A 16,721-nucleotide genomic window follows, 5' to 3' on the forward strand; every position below is an offset into this window, starting at 1 on the left:
CCCCTTACCTCGCCCGCCGGAACGTCAGGTTGTAGCGGTACCCGCCCGTCTGCGGGTGCTCACCGGCCTTGAGGGTTAACACTCCGTGGTAACGCATTCGGGCAGGGCCGCCCCAGACCACCACGTCACCATGGCCCAGTGGCACCCGGATGGGGCGTTCGCTGCGTTTGAGACCACCAAACTGGAACACCATCGGCAGGCCCAGAGAAACCGACACGATGGGCTGCGTGAAGTCCTGCTCGTCCTTGTCCTGATGCAGCCCCATTCTTGCCCCGGGCTGGTATCGATTGATCAGACAGGCGTCCGGTTCAAATCCCTCAAAACCAGCGGTTTCGGCGGCGCTTCTGGCCAGTTCCCGGAAAGCCGCAGGCATGGCGGGCCAAGGCCGGCCGGATTCCGGATCCTCCGCCTGATACCGGTAACCCCTGCTATCGGTAACCCAGCCAAGATCCCCGCAGCAGCTCATGGCCGCAGACATGGCATGGCCACCAGGGGTCTTCATGTGTCTGAACGGCGCTTCTGAGGTAACCGTTTCAATGCCGGCCATGAGTGATTCGGCGTTCGGGAGCGCGAACTGCCGCAGCACCACCGCGCCATCCATCAGAGGCTCGACTGTCTGTTCCGGTGGCAGGTTAGAAAACAGGTCTTGGGTCATGACTACTGCCCCCTCATAAATGATTTAATCTAATAGCTTACGTGGCTTTTTCACAGGTCGATGAAAGCCTGTTCATGAAGCCGGGCTGAAAAACACGTATATTCTATGGGCTGATTCATTCCTGTTAAGGACTTATTAATGCTGTTTGCAATCATAATTGGCGGTCTGATTGGCTACGCCTTTGGCAAATTCCCGGGCTTTCTCATAGGTGCGGCGATTGGTGCCTTTCTCTTGAACCTTCTCAAGCGCCGCCTGATTGGCAAGCTCCAGAGCATTCAGTCCGGTTTTATTGAATCGGTTTTTGCGGTGATGGGTGCCCTGTGCAAGGCAGACGGCGTGGTATCCAGGGATGAAATCCAGATGGCCGAAGCCATGTTCGTTCGCTTCCGCCTGAATGAAGAACAGAAAGCCAAGGCCAAAACCGCCTTCAACCGTGGTAAAGAGCCGGATTTTGACCTGGATGCCGAACTTAACCGGTTCCTCCAGGCCAGCGGACGCCAACCCGCGTTTCTCCAGATGTTCCTGCAGGTTCAGGTATCAGCCGTAGCTGCGGACGGCAAGGTGCACCCGGCCGAACACGAAATGCTCGTAAAAATCGCCCGTGGGCTGGGGCTACCGGAGAGCCAGGTGGACCAGCTGGAAGCCATGCTCCGAGGAGCCCACACCAACCGGGCCGGTGCGGGCCAGCCCTCCTCCGCTGATCAGATCAGCGATGCCTACAAGGTTCTTGGGGTATCGCCTTCCGCCAGTGATGATGAACTCAAGAAGGCCTACCGCAAGCTGATGAGCGAGAACCACCCGGATAAACTTGCGGGCCGGGGATTGCCCGAGAGCATGCGGGAGATGGCAGAGGAACGCACCCGCGAAATCAGTCATGCCTACGATGTGATCAAGGAAGCCCGGAAAAAATCTGCGTAAGGCCCTCTGCCGTCACCGGTTCAGAACCAGCGCGGTACCCGCACGCGATAACGCTCGTAGTCCTCGCCAAATTTATCCGCCAGCGCCTTCTCCTCCTCCCGGGCCTGGCGGGTGATCACCAGTACACCGGCCACCAGGCATACCAGGGAAAACACACTGGGCAAGGCCAGGAAAAAACCGAGCTGCCCAGCCATCACAGCCAGGAACAGGGGATTACGGGAACGGCCAAATGGCCCGCCTGTGAGCAGTTTGCGCTCATCCTTCCGAGGATCGATACCAGAGCGCCAATCCTCATGCATGTAGGCCTGCAGATAGTTCACGGTAGTAAATGAGCCAATCAGGAGGAGCATGCCAACCAGCAAAATCGGCCACACATAGAGCGGGCCGAACACGCCCAGCCAGGGGTCGATATCCGCAAAAATCCGCACCACGCAGACGCCCAGAATGAACGCCCGAAACACATTGAAGGTTTGCCGGTGCCACCAGGGCGCACTCCCTCGCTCACCATAGTTAATGTGCGAAAAGCGCATTCTCTGATACAGCCCGAGGCTTCGGCCAGCAAACTGGAGACCGATCATCAGAAAGAAAATGCCGAGAAAGTGGCGTACGAGGGGTTCAATAAATTCCATCAGGATCGCTTACAACGTTTTCAGGCCGACAGCTTATTATTTGAAGAGGTCTGTGAAAAGGCCCTGTGCTAGCCGCCGACCACTCACCCTACCTAAAATGACATGTCATCACGTTTTCAAATGCAGTAGAGTCGTGGAATCACTTTCAAGGAGAGTCTGGCCATGAGCGCCCCGCAGTCCTGCCACAGTTTCAGAAACGACGCGATAGGTTGCGATGACGCCACTGCCCTTGCCGAACGGGTCCTCCGCCGGGAAATATCGATCACCGAACTCACTCAAGCCGCTATCGCTCGCGCACAGGCGGTCGAACCGCTCCTTCACGGTCTGGCCTCGGCGAATTACGACCAGGCGATCCGGACTGCTTCAAAGCTTGATGCCGCCGACCAGACCGGTTCCTTTCCCCTGTTCCGCGGTGTTCCAACACTTATCAAAGACAACACCAACGTGTCGGGCATGACCACACGGCACGGCTCCCTGGCCGTGCCCAGCGTTCCTGCATCCGATACCAGTCCATTTGCCCGCCAGTTGCTTGCCCAGGGTTTTCTGTGCCTGGGTAAAAGCACCCTGCCGGAATTCGGATTCAACGCCACAACCGAGCCCGCACACGCGCCGGCAACCTGTAACCCGTGGAACCTGGCCTATTCCTCCGGAGCCTCCTCAGGCGGTTCAGCGGCCCTTGTGGCGGCCGGCGTGGTACCCATTGCCCACGCGAATGACGGCGGAGGCTCCATACGGATTCCGGCCGCCTGCTGCGGCCTGGTCGGCCTTAAGCCCACACTAGGACGATTGATAGACAACGAAGCGGCAGCCTCCCTGCCGATCAACATTATCAGCGAGGGCGTAGTGACGCGCTCGGTACGGGATACCGCTAATTTTTTCGAGCAGGCCGAGACCTATTTCCGCAATCCCGGCCTGCCGGCCATTGGAAGAATGGAGGGCCCCTCCGGTCGTCCTTTGAGAATCGGACTGGTGCTGGATTCCATCAATGGTCACAAAACCGATGACATCACCCGACGGACTGTCGAAGAAACGGCGCTCAGGCTGGAAAAAATGGGCCACCGCATTGAGCCAGTGCCCGTTCCGGTGCACAGCACCTTCCCTGATGACTTTGCCCTGTACTGGGCACTGCTCGCCTTCGGCATCAGGGCCAACGGCAGGAAACTGCTTCACCCGGCCTTCGACAAACACAAAACAGACGGCCTGACCAACGGCCTCGACAGGATGTTCCGGCGACAGTTCTGGCGCCTGCCAACCGCACTCTGGCGGCTCAAGCGTTCCTGGCACGACTATGCACATGCCATGGCCGGATTTGATGCCGTGCTCACACCGGTACTTGGCCACACCACGCCCGCCCTTGGCCACCTGAGCCCCGATGTGCCTTTTGACACCCTGTTCGAACGGCTGCGCGAGTATGTGAGCTTCACCCCTCTGGCAAACGCCACGGGCGCACCGGCAATCTCACTGCCCATGGGCCACACGCCCGATCAACTGCCCGTGTCCGTTCAGTTTATGGGGCGGCACGGAGGCGAACGGACGTTGCTGGATATCGCCTTCACTCTGGAAGCCACCCATCCCTGGCCGCTGCTTTGCGATTTCAGCCGGAACAATCCTGGCAGTGCGGAACAAAACACCAGGGACTCACTGACCAATCCCGTTTGAAGTTGGACACTTATAAAAACAGCTGCCATATTCTTTAAAGAACTTAGACATAACCTGTTCAAGTATCCAAACCGAGAGCCAAGGCCGTTCGTAATTCGAAGAAGGACAATTTATTGAGCCCGGCCATGCGTGACAGTGAAGTCCTCGTGACCCACCACAAGGCACTGATGGAGCTGAGCCACAATACCAGCTTTATCGAGATGCCCCGCCCCCGGAAGCTGGCAGCCCTCATGGAGCTGTGCACCCGGCTGTTGGGCGTGAAACGGGCAAGTGTCTGGCTTTTCCCTCCAGAACGGGACCGGATCACCTGTGAGTGGCTTCACGACACAGAGCTGCCCGGCCGCAATAGCTGCATCGCGCAGAATGGCTCAGAGTTCAACCTGTTTCGCTCAGACCACCCCGACTACTTCCGCGCCATCACCGAAGAACGAGTCATTGCCGTGGAAGACGCCCGCAATGATATCCGTACCCGTTCCTTCGACCGCGATTATCTGTCCGTGCAAAACATTCATTCCATGTTAGACGCGCCGATTTTCGACGGCGAACAACTCAGCGGGGTTGTCTGCCTGGAGTCAAGTGTGCGCCGTGACTGGTCGGTCCCGGACATTTCGCTGTCAGCTGCCATTGCAGACACCATAAGCCTGATGAACACTCACGAGGCATGGCTGAGATCCAAGCGGGCGCTGGAATACGTCAGTCGCTACGACTCCCTCACCGGACTCGCCAACATTGATTCACTGCGTGACCGGCTGAACCACCTGGTGCGCAAGATCAAAGGCCGGGGTACCGGCAGTCTTGCACTGCTCTGGATTGACGTTGACCGCCTGAAAACCATCAACGATGGCCTTGGCCCTCAGGCGGGGGATCAGGTCATCGCCGATATCGGACAGCGCCTGAAAGAAATCCAGTTGGCGGGCAAGGACTTTCTGGCGCGCATTGGAGGGGATGAATTTGCCCTGGTTATTCGCAACTACACCCAGCCGAGCTTTCTGGACGAGGTGATCCGCGAGATCCACAGCCGTATTCGCCAGTCTATCCGGGTGTCCGATCAGGATCTGAATGTCAGTGCCAGTGTGGGCATCTGTCACTTCCCGGGCGATTGCCACGAGTCAGAAGAACTGCTCAGAGGTGCAGAGGCTGCGATGTACCACGCGAAGCGGCAGGGCGGGGACCGTTCGACCCTGTTCGATTCGGAAATCCAGATGACAGCCCGCTCCCGGTTTGCGCTCGAGAGCGAGCTGCGGGAAACACTCAGAACCAGCGGCCTCGATGTCTTCTACCAGCCAATCATGGACCGCACGGGAACACAGCTGGAAAGCGCCGAGGCCCTGGTTCGCTGGCAGCACCCGCAACGTGGCTGGCTGTCACCGATTGAATTTCTGGACGTGGCGCGCAGCGCCGGCCTGATGTATGAGCTGGGCGCCTGTGTGCTGAAAAACGTCTGCGCTCACTGGCGTGAGGCAAAAGACCGGAATACGCCATTACCAACGATATCCGTCAACCTGTCGGCAGAGCAGATATTGGTCCCAGAGTTGCCAGAGCTGGTAAAAGAGATCTGCGGTAACCAGGGCATGCCGGTCAGTGCCCTGCAGTTTGAGGTGACCGAAGACTCCATCCAGGGTGATTTCAGTGTCATCGGTCGGGTTCTGGAACAGCTGGTACACGCCGGCGCCGAGCTCGCTATCGACGACTTTGGCACCGGGTACTCATCGCTGTCCCGGCTCAAAAGCCTGCCCTTCTCCCGCATCAAGATCGACCGCTCGTTCATCAACAACCTTCCGGATGACGAAAACGATTGCGCTATCACCCTGTCGATCATTGGCCTGGCCAGGGGGCTTGGCCTTTCTGTCGTTGCAGAAGGTGTGGAGAGCGAAGCCCATGAAAGCTGGCTGTTCGAGAAAGGCTGCGACTACCTTCAGGGCTACCGTTACAGTAAACCGCTTCCCTACCCAGGGTTTATCAAGCGCTACTTTTCCGAGTGATCCCGTACGTCAAATCCCGGGAAAAGCGATAACACCTCCAGAAAGCTCGCCTCAGGCGCGGCGCTAATGGTCAGTGGTTTACCCGAAACCGGGTGCTGGAATGCCATCCGGGTTGCGGCCAGCATCAACCGCCCCTGGCCGAATCGCTCTGCAAAATAGCGGTTGTGGCGGCCCCGACCGTGATTGGCATCGCCAATGATCGGGTGGTTGATGTGTTTCATATGCCTGCGCAACTGGTGCTTTCGGCCAGTTTTCGGGTTCAGTTCAACAACGGCGTAGCGACTGCTCGGGTATTTCTCGATCTCCACTGGTATCTCGGTCGTCGCCAGCGTGCGGTAATAAGTGAGAGCGTCCCGCACCGGCTGCTCTTCCCCTTTCAGCCGTCGATCCTCCGGTTCCTCTCGCAAGGGATGATCAATCTCCCCGTGTTCCGGCGGCCAGCCACGCACCATCGCCAGATAGGTTTTCGTCACCTCACCGGCCATCAGCGCCATACCCAGCGTGCGGGCAGTGTCGCTGTCCCTGGCAAACACCAGGACGCCGGAGGTAGGCCGGTCCAGTCGATGGACCGGGTAAACATGCTGGCCCTCATTTAGCGCCCGGGCATATTGCAGGGCAAACTCGGTTTCGTGTTTGTCGATAGGGCTCCGGTGAACCAACAGCCCGGCCGGTTTGTGGACAGCCAGAAGGTGTTCGTCCCGGTAAAGAACGGTTAGTGGGTTGCTCATAAGATAGATGTCATAAAAGCTTCATATTCAAGTCGGCCAATTGCATTCAAGAGCCCGCTTCCCTAGCCGATACCAAAGTAGATAACCTAATCAACTAACGCTACGTATACACTAGCGACACACCCTTACCATCGATCGCTCCCAGGAATAGCTGATGAACTGGTACTCGAAAAGCATTCTCAACCGGGTTCTTCTCGTCGTTTTGACGGCAAATCTAGTCGTCGCCGCAGTGGCGGTGATTTACCTGAACTTCTCCCTGAAAGTCAAAGATGACTTCAACAGTCTTGTAAGTACCAGGATGGTGAACGCCCTTGAAGCCCAGGATGTGCTTTCTGATTTCAAGACCCAGGTCCAGGAGTGGAAAAACGTCCTGATCCGCGGAGCCGACCCGGAACAACTGGACAAATACTGGGGCCGATTTCAGCAGCGCGAAGCATCAATACAGAGCCAGCTTGATGACCTGATTCCCCGAATTCAGGAGCCACAGGCAAAGTCACTGATGTCCGACTTCAAACAGGCACACCAGACGATGGGGCGTGCCTATCGTGAGGGATTCGAGGCGTTCACACGCTCAGGCTTTGATCCGAACGCAGGCGATGCCGCGGTACAGGGGATCGACCGTGAACCTGCCAGACTGATTGTAGATGCTGCAACCGCAGTCCGTGAAGATAGCCTTGTCCGGGCCCGAACCCTGAACACCGTTGTCACCGAGCGTAGCTGGCTGGTGGCGGGTCTTCTGATTGCCGCCATCATTCTGGGTACCATCGCGCTGATAATGGTCCTTTTGTCAGGTGTGGTCCGGCCCGCACAGAAGCTCACCTCGCAGATCTCCCGACTGGGCGACGGTGATCTTTCGGATCCTGTAACCATGCAGCGGGCTGACGAATTGGGGCAATTGGCCGACGCTGCCCGAAGCCTGCACCGCTTCCTCAGCGATACCGGAAGCCAACTGAGCGAGAACGCCAGGCAACTGAACGATACCGGCGAGTTGATCCGCCAGAACGCCGACAGTGTCGTCAGCCAGTCTGACCTGGCCCACCAGCGCATTGAGCAGATTGCGACAGCCATGAACGAAATGTCTGCCACCGCGGAGGATGTGGCCAGTCACGCTGCCTCGGTAGCCACCGAAGTGAGCCAGACATCCGACGAGACGGCTACAGCGGATTCGCAGATCAACAAGGCGGTAGACAGCATGCGGCGTCTGACCGACCAGATCCGGAACTCGGCCGAAACCGTTAACCAACTCGCCAATGATGGCAAGAAGGTCGGCGACGTTATGCAGGTTATCCGGGAAATTGCAGACCAGACCAACCTGCTGGCACTGAACGCCGCCATCGAGGCGGCCCGGGCCGGCGACGCAGGTCGCGGATTCGCGGTGGTTGCCGATGAAGTCCGGAACCTGGCTGCCAAGACCCAGGAAGCCACCGTGGAAATCGACCAGATCATCGGCGCCATCAGTGGGGCTTCGCGGGACGCCACCGAGTTCATGCAGGCCTCAGGCGTTGTAGCTCAGGAAAGCAGCGAGGCCGTTGAAGCCGTACGCGCCACCCTGGCCGAAATCAACCGGCGCATGGGCAGCATCAACGACGCAACAACCCAGGTTGCTACAGCGGCCGAAGAACAGACCAGTGTCTGTGAAGACATCAACCGCAATGTCACGGATGTGGCCGAAACCTCCGAAGCCATGCACCAGGCTGCTGAAAACAACCTGCGCACGGTACCTGAACTGGAAGCCATGGCTGCCCGGGCCCAGGAACTGGCGGGCCGGATCAAGCATTAAGTAGTTCGGAAGCGGCTGGTCAGACTCCCGAAAGCCCGACCGGCCCGGTTACCCAGCACCAGCAATGCAGGTGTGAGCAACAGCGTCAGCACCGTAGCAAACGCCAACCCCCCCGCGATGGCACTGGACAGCTGGGTCCACCACTGGGTTGATGGCGCACCAAGGCCCAGGGAGGGCGTCAGCAGGTCCACATTGACGCCGAGGACCATGGGCATCAACCCCAGCACAGTGGTGATGGCCGTCAGCAGCACCGGCCTCAGGCGAAGGCAACCGGTTTCCAGGGCGGCCTCGTAGGCCTCAACCCCGTCCTTGCGCATCTGGTTGTAGGTATCGATCAGAATGATGTTGTTGTTTACCACGATGCCTGCCAGGGCAATCGTACCCATTCCCACCATCACAATGCCGAACGACTGACCGTTTACCAGAAGCCCGAGCAGCACCCCGGCGGTGGAGAGCACAATCGCCGAGAGAATCAGGAAGGTCTGGTACAACGAATTGAACTGGGTCACCAGTATCAACAGCATGAGGCCGATGGCTACCAGGAAGGCCGTCGCAAGGAAGTTTGATGCCTGCTGCTGATCCTCGTTCTCGCCGGCAAACTTCACCGAAATTCCCTCTGGCGGTTCCGGCATCTCGGCCTGCAGGGCCCGCAGCAGCTCATCCACGCGGCGCCCCTGTGCCAGATCGGATTTGATGGTTACCGTGCGCTGGCCATCCACCCGGACAATACTGTTGGTTTTGTCGCCCGGGCGAAGATCGACGAATTCAGAGAGCGGCACCTGGCCCCGGGAGGTATGAATGGTCTGGCGCTGCAGATGATCCAGTTCCCGCCAGTTATTCGGAACTCGCACCACGATGTCCACTTCATCCCGCACGTCTTCAGGGCGATAGGTGGCCAGTTTCAACCCGTTGGTCACCAAGCGCACGGCACTGCCGATACCCAGCACATCGGTACCGAAGCGAGCGGCGGCTTCCCGGTCAACCTGCAGCCGCCACTCAATCCCCGGAAGGCTGCGGTCGTCTTCGATGTCCACGAAACCACCGAGCTCACGCATGCGGTCTTTGATTTCGTCCACGTAGCCATTGAGACTGTTTGCTTCGCGGCTGCTCACCTGTAGCTCTATCGGTTTGCCTTCGGCAGGCCCACCTTCCTGTTTGCGGAATTCCAGCTCAACGCCCGCTATATCAGAGGTCATGTCGCGGAAGTCCTCGAGAATCGCGCTGGCCGGTCGCCGGGTGAACCAGTCGGTAAACTGGAATTGCAGAACGCCTATGACATCTGGCGCCAGTTGCGAGCTGGTCTGTACCATTGAGCGGGCGTACAGGGCCTTCACCTCGGGCATGCCACGCAACCGCTGCTCCACTTCACGCACAATGGCATCCCGCTCCCACACTGAAAGATCACCCCTCGCCCTCACCTGAACCTGGGCGGAATCCGGCTCCACACTGGGGAAGAACTCAACCCCATGGTTGAAGCGGGCGTACGCGGCGTAGATCACGGCGATCACGCAGAGCACACCAATCAACGTCAGCCCCGGTGAACGAAGTAGCAGCCCCAGTACCCGTCGATAACCCTCCATCAGGCGCCCCGAAGAATGCCCCTGCCGCGCCCGGCGCCCCCCACTGGTGCTGCCCAGCACGGGCAGGAACACCAGCGCCATGGCCAGGGAAGCAATCAGACAGATAATCACCGTCAGCGGCAGGAACTTCATGAACTCCCCGACAACGCCGGGCCAGAACAACAACGGCACAAACACCGCCAGCGTGGTTGCGGTCGACGCAATAATGGGCCAGGCCATGCGACTGGCCGCCTCGGCCCAGGCGTGCTTTACCGTCTGCCCTTCCGACAGGTTCCGGTCCGCCAGCTCCGACACAACAATGGCGCCATCCACCAGCATGCCGGCCACCAGGATCAGACTGAACAGCACCACGATGTTGAGCGTGAGCCCCATGCTCCAGATCACCAGGATGCCGGTGAGGAAGGCACCAGGAATCGTCAGCCCCACCATAACCGCCGAACGCGGCCCCATGGCGGCAATCACCACAATCAGAACCAGCACGATGGCGGTGAGCACGTTATTCAGCAGGTCACTGAGAATATCCCGGACTTCCTCGGACTGGTCCATGATGTAGCGGATTTCCAGAGAGTCCGGCAGCTCCGGTCTGGCCTGATCAATCAACTCACGAACCTGGGCAATGGTCTCGATAATGTTGGCACCCGAGCGCTTGGAGACTTCCAGCACCAGCGCCGGCTCCCCATTGATACGAGCGAAACCGGTGGGGTCCTTGAAGGTACGCTGGAGCATGGCCACATCGCCGAAGGTGACCACTGTGTCACCGTCCACCTTGATCGGCATGGACATCACATCCTCGATGGTTTCGATCACCCCGGGCACTTTCAGGGCCATGCGGCCATTGCCGGTATCCAGCGAGCCGGCCGCCACCAGCTGATTGTTGCGGGTTACCAGCGAAGCCAGCTGATCAAAATCAACGCCATAGCTCTCCAGCACCTGGGGATCGACCACGATTTCCAGCAGATCCTCCCGATCGCCACCAATCTCCACTTCCAGAACTTCCGGGATAGACTCGATGGCATCCTGGAACCGCCGGGCGATGGTTATCAGCTCCCGCTCCGACAAGGGGCCAGACAGACCCACGGACAGCACCGGGAACAGGGACACGTTGATCTCGTTTACCCTGGGTTCATCCGCTTCCTGGGGCAGCTTGGTACGTGCTGTATCCACTTTCTCCCGCACGTCCTGAAGCGCCTTGTCCGGATCAAACCCGGCATCGAACTCCAGCATCACCGAGGCATGACCTTCCGAGGCGGTACCACGCATTTCCTTGATGCCTTCAAGCGAACGCAGCTCCTGCTCCATGGGCCGCACCAGCAGACGCTCGGCGTCCTCCGGGCTGATGCCATCCAGGGTCATGGAGACATAGATCATGGGGATGGTGACGTCGGGGTTGGCTTCCTTCGGGATGGTCTGAAACGCGGCAATACCCCCGAGCAGGAGGAACAGAAGCGTCAGCAAGGTGGTCCGGCTGCGATCAATGGCTGCGAAGATCAGTGCGCGCATGCGGTCTAGCCCCTGTCTTCAGCGGCGTCGACCGGCACAACCTGTTCCCCGGTGCTGACGAAACCACCGCCGCGGGTAATCAGGCGGATCTCATCCGGCAAGCCGGTCACCCAGGCACCCTCGGTGGATACACTCAACAACTTCACTTCACCGAACTCGACACGGTTCTCACCGTTCACGTATTTCACACCGGGGCGACCGTCATCACCGAGGGACAAATAAGCGGGTGAGATAAACATCGCCTTTACCTCCGGCAATGCCACCCGCAGGCTGGCGCTGCCACCGGCCACCCGTTTGCGATCCGGATTCTCCACCGCGATCTCCACGGCAAAACTCCGGGTTTCGGGCGAGGCAGCGCTGGCCACAAAGGTCACCACGCCAGAAAGACGGCTGCCATCCAGCAAATCCACGCGAACAGACTGACCGGGCGCCACATTGCCCACCGATTGCTGGGGGATCTGCGCGGTAGCCTTCAGGCGATCCACCCTCACCAATTGAAACAGGGGGGAACCCACCTGCACCAGATCGCCGATATCCACCGATTTGCTGTTGATAATGCCGTCAAAAGGCGCCTCGGGAGTGAGGTGGCTGATGGCCTGTCGGGCACCGGTCAGCTCCGCTTCAGCGGCAGCAAGTTCGCTTTCCAGGCTCAAAATCTGGGATTCCGAGGCAAGGTTATTGGCGCGGAGCCGGCGGGCCGCCACCAGGTCCGCTTCCAGTTTCCGAACCTGGGACTGCCAGCGCAACACCGCGGCACTCCGCCCTTCATCAGCTATCGTAAGCAGCTTCTGACCCTGCTGGACCTGCTCACCCAGACTCACAGCCAGAGACTCCACGCGGCCGGGCACCTGGGCACTCAGCATCACCGAACTCCAGGGCTCCAACTGGCCCTGCAGCATCAGGCCCGGCTCATGCAGCCGGGCCGTCAGGGTTTCCACCTGCACCGTTGTAGGCTGGCCATCGCCGCTGTCCTGACGTTCCGGAGCCTCGTCACTGGCCACCTTCACCTCGCCAGTCGCCATCCAGATCACCATTGCGATCACGATCAGAAGTGACAGCCCAAGAGAACCCCATTTTGCTTTCGTCATTGAATGCTCACTGTTGCTGAATCGGAGGTTGGCAGAAAAAACCGGCAATTAACGGTTGCATCCGGCTAAAAACGTGGGGTAGATTCTACACAGAATCTTTTTACGAATTCAGAGCAGACTGTCGATTTTATGAATCTCAACGCAGTGATTGTCCTTGTGAAGCTTGTCCTGGTGGTCGTGGTACCGTCCGGGGGCTTCTGCGTGGACAAGCGGGTGAGATAGCGACAAACCTGACAAGACACCAGAAACCCCCGGCACCGAAAGGTCCCGGGGGTTTCTTTTTTTACGGCAAAAGAAAAGGGAAAGACGACCATGAACGGCGCACAGCACATTCTTGACGCGTTCCACCGCCACAACATCAGCACGGTTTTCGGATATCCGGGTGGCTGCATCATGCCGCTATACGACGCGCTGGTGGACGATGTGGGCGTGGAGCATGTGCTGTGCCGCCATGAACAGGGCTGCGCCCTGGCGGCAGACGGCTACGCCCGGGCCAGTGGCAAGCTGGGCGTCTGCATTGCCACGTCGGGCCCCGGCGCCACCAACCTGATCACCGGCGTTGCCAACGCGCACCGGGATTCCATTCCCATGCTGGTGATCACCGGCCAGGTTCCCTCGGGCCTGATCGGCACCGACGCCTTCCAGGAAACCGACGTACTGGGCATGACCCTGGGCATCGTTAAACACAGCTACCTGATCGATGATGCCAACAGCCTGCCGACCATCATGGAAGAGGCGATCGAACTGGCTCAGAGCGGTCGCCCCGGGCCGGTCTGGATTGATATCCCCAAGGACCTGTTGCTGTCCGAAGCGGCCGATGCGCCCTTCCCCCAGCCTGAAGCCCGTGAAACAGCTTCAACCGACCTGACGGAAGCCCTGGCGATGCTGCGCGCCGCCCGCAAGCCCCTGCTTTACACCGGCGGTGGCATCAGCCTGGCCCACGCCGAGGACAGCTTCCGGGCCTTTGCCGAATCCTCCGCCCTGCCCGCGGTTGTGACTCTGAAGGGCATCGGCAACCCCGGCAAACACAATCCTTATAACCTAGGCATGCTGGGCATGCACGGTTCCCGGGCAGCCAACAAGGCGGTCGACGAGTGCGACCTGCTGCTGGTTATCGGCGCGCGCCTTGATGATCGCGCCACCGGCAAACTGGATGGCTTTGCGCCCAACGCCAGGATGATCCACATTGATGCTGATGCCGCCGAAATCAACAAACTGCGCGGCGCCGATCTGGCCATCCGCGGCGACCTGAACGAGATACTGAAATCACTGGCGGACGCATTGCAGGCCGAGCCACTGGCCATCAGTGATTGGCAGAAACAGTGCCGCACCTGGCACACCACCGGTGGCTTCCATGCGGCCGACAACGATGATCCGATGGCCCCGATCACCGGCCCGGCTTTCATCCGCCAGCTCTCCCGGATTGCCCCGGACGACACCGTCATCGCCTGCGACGTTGGCCAGCACCAGATGTGGGTAGCCCAGCACTACGAATTCGACCACCCACGGCACCACCTCACCAGTGGCGGCCTCGGCACCATGGGCTTCGGCCTGCCCGCCGCCATCGGCGCCCAGTTTGCGGATCGCAACAGCACCGTCATCAACGTAACCGGTGATGGCTCGTTCATGATGAACGCCCAGGAACTGGCCACCATCCGCCGCTACAACCTGCCGGTAAAGCTGATCGTCATGGACAACCAGTGCCTGGGCATGGTCCGCCAGCAGCAGGAACTGTTCTACAACAACCGCGAAAGCCAGATAAACCTGGACGACAACCCCGACTTCGTCGCCATGGCCCGGGCCTTCGACATTCCGGCCCTGCACATCGAACGCACCGACCAGATCCGCCGCGGCATCGAAACCATCCTGGCCTACAACGGCCCGATGCTGCTGCACGTTGCCATCAGCCGTGAAGAAAACGTATGGCCCATCGTCAAACCCGGCGCAAGCAACACAGACATGATCGACGAAACCGCCCGCACCGCAAAAGCCAGCAAGGAGCAAGTTGCATGAACCCGCAAAGCCAGCCATCAACGCCCAGCTACACCATCAACTGCCGCATGACCCACGAAGCCGCCGCCCTGGAGCGGCTCTGCCAGGTGGTCCGCATCCGCGGGTTCCGGATTGCCACCATGGCGGTTGAAACCGCTGGCGAGCATCTGGATATCGCACTGACTTTGGAGGGTACAAGGCCGATTGCCATGTTGCAGTCGCAACTGGAGAAGCTGCACACGGTTGCCGAGGTTGCCCTCGCGGCTGGATCTGTGGCCCGGTCTCGTTCGGCCTAAGTTCGGAGTTGTGATCCGTTCAGCCTGAGATTTGGCGGGCACGGTCTATTTGTAGCCTGAGGTTTGGCGGGCAGGTACGCGGGTGGCGGTATTTTTTCTTCGGGGAAAAGAAAAACTCCACCTGCCACCCCGCAGGCCCGCCCCTCAACCAACAGGCTACAAAGGCGGGCACCTCCAAATTATCAGGTTTTGTAAGGCAGGCAATTCCAGGTCAGGCCGGAGTAATGCCCACCTGGTTCAGGGCATAGGTCACCACAATCCAGATCAGCATCACCAGCGGCAGGTAGCGACCAACCAGGTACATACGCCACTCCCACCAGCGGCTCTGGGTGCCCAGTACCGTCCGGATCTTTTCGGGCGGAATAAACCAGCAGAACATGGCGGCCCCCAACACCCCGGAGAAGATGATCACATTACCGCCGGCCACCCGGTCGATCACATCCAGCACCGGCTCCCCGGCAATGTTCCACTCCAGCGGGGTGAAACTCAGTGCCGATGCCGTGCCCAGCACCAGCATCACCAGGGTAACAAGACTGACGGCCTTGCCATTGCTAAGCCGGAACTCCTCCGCTACCGCCGCAATCATCACCTTCAGACCGGCCAGGCTGGAACTGAACGCGGCCATGAAAAACAGGCTGAAAAACAGCGTACCCACCCAGTAGCCGCCAACCATGTCCTCGAACACCCGGGGCATGGTCACAAACGCCAGCTGACTGCCCTCCGCGGGCTCCATGCCAAGACTGAACACAAACGGAAAGATCATCCAGCCCGCCAGCAGCGCCACACTGGTCTCGGTACCTGCAACAATCAGACAGGCCCGGGGCACGTGGGTCTGCCGGGGGATAAAACTGCCATAGGTCACCAGGTAGCCCTGACCAATCGCCAGCGTGTAGAACGCCTGCCCGAACGCAAACGCCCAAAGCTTGCCGTCCGCCAGCCGGCTCCAGTCCACCTGGAAAAAGAAATCCTTGGTCTGCTCCCAACCGGGTGTGCGGCTGGCGAAAATCACCAGACCGATCATCACAATGATCAACACCGGCATCAGGATCTTCGACATCAGCTCAATGGCCGTCACATCCTTGGCCAGGATGACTGCCCCCAGCACGGTCACCGCGAAGAAATACCAGAGCGAGTTATACCCGGCGGTAAAGTCATCGAAAACCTGGAGGTTGTTTGTTGCCGCATCCACTGCATAACCGAGGGTCCAGCCGGTAATCACGAGGTAATAGCTGGTGATGGCAACGGTGATCAGCACCACAAACCAGCCGTACACCGCCCCGAAGCGGTTCACCTGCCGGTAGGTCTGAACTGTACTGCCCTTGGAAAGACGCCCCGCCGACACTTCCAGAATCATGATGGGCAAAACCACCACAATCAGCGCCAGCAGATAAGCCACCACAAAAGCCCCGCCACCGTTCTCCCCCACCATATACGGAAACCGCCACAGATTCCCGAGCCCAACAGCCGCTGCGGCCATCGAAGCAACAAACGCAGGCTCGGAACTCCACTGTTTGCGGGATTCCTCAATAAACTCGTGGCGCTTTCGCACGGGGGTTCTTTCTCCAATGCCGGGGAATTTCAATGCATTGAAGGCTAGCAAATCATGGGGTTGGCCGCATGACTGATGTCAACTTGGGGTCTCTGGGAGTTTTAGGACTTCAGCCTTGGGGGAGTGGCCGGCGATGGGGGTACCTTTTCTTCTGGGAAAAACAACTCGCTTCGCTCAGACATTTTTTCCCGCCAGAAAAGGTACCCCCACCACCGTCCTTCGGACTAAGGAATGCACTTCTTCAAAAAAGTGAAAGCAAGATTTTGAAAATCGCGATATCTCAAGAGTATCTCGGCGCGGGGTGGCCGGTGAATTTTTCGCCGGAAAAAGGTGTCTGAGCGAAGCGAGTTCTTTTTCCAAGAAAA

Annotated in this window: 13 protein-coding genes; 7 read left to right on the forward strand and 6 right to left on the reverse strand. The window is 59.1% G+C overall.

The annotated features are described in order from the left end of the window. Positions 1 to 4: 4 nt before the first annotated feature. Positions 5 to 655, reverse strand: coding sequence for a DNA oxidative demethylase AlkB (gene alkB, locus AC13E3_RS09660; RefSeq protein ID WP_092031480.1), 651 nt, complete (start codon positions 653 to 655; stop codon positions 5 to 7). Between the two features lie 138 nt (positions 656 to 793). On the opposite strand from alkB, the gene djlA reads away from it, so the two are divergent. Further along, positions 794 to 1,573 (forward strand): co-chaperone DjlA, encoded by a 780-nt coding sequence (djlA, locus tag AC13E3_RS09665; protein WP_053114762.1) that lies wholly within the window; start codon positions 794 to 796, stop codon positions 1,571 to 1,573. Positions 1,574 to 1,593: 20 nt separating this feature from the next. Here the strand turns inward: djlA and AC13E3_RS09670 are convergent, their stop codons facing one another. Next, positions 1,594 to 2,202, reverse strand: coding sequence for a methyltransferase family protein (locus AC13E3_RS09670; RefSeq protein ID WP_041645084.1), 609 nt, complete (start codon positions 2,200 to 2,202; stop codon positions 1,594 to 1,596). Between the two features lie 162 nt (positions 2,203 to 2,364). Between AC13E3_RS09670 and AC13E3_RS09675 the strand changes: the two genes are divergently transcribed. Together AC13E3_RS09675 and AC13E3_RS09680 are read left to right on the forward strand one after the other, a co-directional pair. Next, positions 2,365 to 3,861: an amidase gene (locus tag AC13E3_RS09675; RefSeq protein ID WP_273085197.1), complete on the forward strand. Its 1,497-nt coding sequence runs from the start codon at positions 2,365 to 2,367 to the stop codon at positions 3,859 to 3,861. Positions 3,862 to 3,986: 125 nt separating this feature from the next. Further along, entirely contained in the window at positions 3,987 to 5,843 is a 1,857-nt protein-coding gene (locus AC13E3_RS09680; protein ID WP_008170574.1) for a putative bifunctional diguanylate cyclase/phosphodiesterase, read from the forward strand. Here AC13E3_RS09680 and AC13E3_RS09685 read toward each other — a convergent pair. After that, on the reverse strand, positions 5,828 to 6,571 hold the full coding sequence (locus AC13E3_RS09685) for a pseudouridine synthase (RefSeq protein ID WP_008170576.1): 744 nt from the start codon (positions 6,569 to 6,571) through the stop codon (positions 5,828 to 5,830). The two genes, AC13E3_RS09680 and AC13E3_RS09685, sit on opposite strands and share 16 nt — an antisense overlap. 154 nt (positions 6,572 to 6,725) lie before the next feature. Between AC13E3_RS09685 and AC13E3_RS09690 the strand changes: the two genes are divergently transcribed. Next, on the forward strand, positions 6,726 to 8,351 hold the full coding sequence (locus tag AC13E3_RS09690; RefSeq protein WP_092031474.1) for a methyl-accepting chemotaxis protein: 1,626 nt from the start codon (positions 6,726 to 6,728) through the stop codon (positions 8,349 to 8,351). Here the strand turns inward: AC13E3_RS09690 and AC13E3_RS09695 are convergent. Together AC13E3_RS09695 and AC13E3_RS09700 are read right to left on the reverse strand one after the other, a co-directional pair. Beyond that, positions 8,348 to 11,431, reverse strand: a complete 3,084-nt coding sequence (locus tag AC13E3_RS09695; RefSeq protein ID WP_053114759.1) for an efflux RND transporter permease subunit — start codon at positions 11,429 to 11,431, stop codon at positions 8,348 to 8,350. The two genes, AC13E3_RS09690 and AC13E3_RS09695, sit on opposite strands and share 4 nt — an antisense overlap. Before the next feature lie 5 nt (positions 11,432 to 11,436). Further along, a complete protein-coding gene (locus AC13E3_RS09700) occupies positions 11,437 to 12,519 on the reverse strand; it encodes an efflux RND transporter periplasmic adaptor subunit (protein WP_273069175.1) in 1,083 nt (360 codons plus the stop codon). Positions 12,520 to 12,831: 312 nt separating this feature from the next. On the opposite strand from AC13E3_RS09700, the gene ilvG reads away from it, so the two are divergent. Further along, positions 12,832 to 14,532: an acetolactate synthase 2 catalytic subunit gene (gene ilvG / locus AC13E3_RS09705; RefSeq protein ID WP_008170584.1), complete on the forward strand. Its 1,701-nt coding sequence runs from the start codon at positions 12,832 to 12,834 to the stop codon at positions 14,530 to 14,532. Further along, entirely contained in the window at positions 14,529 to 14,807 is a 279-nt protein-coding gene (locus AC13E3_RS09710) for an ACT domain-containing protein (protein WP_008170585.1), read from the forward strand. Before ilvG ends, AC13E3_RS09710 begins: the two co-directional genes overlap by 4 nt. Before the next feature lie 211 nt (positions 14,808 to 15,018). Here the strand turns inward: AC13E3_RS09710 and AC13E3_RS09715 are convergent, their stop codons facing one another. Further along, positions 15,019 to 16,356, reverse strand: coding sequence for a sodium-dependent transporter (locus AC13E3_RS09715; RefSeq protein WP_482901954.1), 1,338 nt, complete (start codon positions 16,354 to 16,356; stop codon positions 15,019 to 15,021). A 68-nt stretch (positions 16,357 to 16,424) separates the two neighbouring features. On the opposite strand from AC13E3_RS09715, the gene AC13E3_RS09720 reads away from it, so the two are divergent. After that, entirely contained in the window at positions 16,425 to 16,694 is a 270-nt protein-coding gene (locus AC13E3_RS09720; RefSeq protein WP_139216032.1) for a hypothetical protein, read from the forward strand. The last annotated feature ends 27 nt before the right edge of the window (positions 16,695 to 16,721 follow it).

This window comes from Marinobacter sp. L-80 (assembly GCF_056859395.1).